At 49.1% G+C, this 326-nt stretch carries 2 tRNA genes; both read right to left on the bottom strand.

The window, feature by feature from the left end:
* Nucleotides 1-131: 131 nt before the first annotated feature.
* Nucleotides 132-207 (bottom strand) — tRNA-Ala (locus FHC48_RS23175).
* Between the two features lie 42 nt (nt 208-249).
* Nucleotides 250-326, bottom strand: a tRNA-Ile gene (locus FHC48_RS23170).

Here is a 326-nt window from a genome sequence, read left to right as displayed (position 1 = left end):
TGAGAGACTCGAACACACCATTAAGATGTGTCGTTTCAATTTTCAGCTTGATCCAGATTTTTAAAGAGCAAAACTTCGCAGTGCACCTTTTCAGGTTCACTCTGAAGTTTTCTTGGGTTTGCAGTAAAAGATGGTGGAGCTATGCGGGATCGAACCGCAGACCTCCTGCGTGCAAAGCAGGCGCTCTCCCAGCTGAGCTATAGCCCCATCGTTTGCAATCTCTGTACCGCTCATCCTTTAAAAGGAGTTTGGTAGGCCTGAGTGGACTTGAACCACCGACCTCACCCTTATCAGGGGTGCGCTCTAACCACCTGAGCTACAAGCCT

Origin of the sequence: Enterobacter sp. EC_50, from assembly GCF_019584525.1 — a bacterium.
Taxonomy (GTDB): Bacteria; Pseudomonadota; Gammaproteobacteria; order Enterobacterales; family Enterobacteriaceae; genus Enterobacter; species Enterobacter roggenkampii.
Note: the sequence above shows the minus strand (reverse complement) of the source record. Positions and strands in the feature narration are given on the sequence as shown.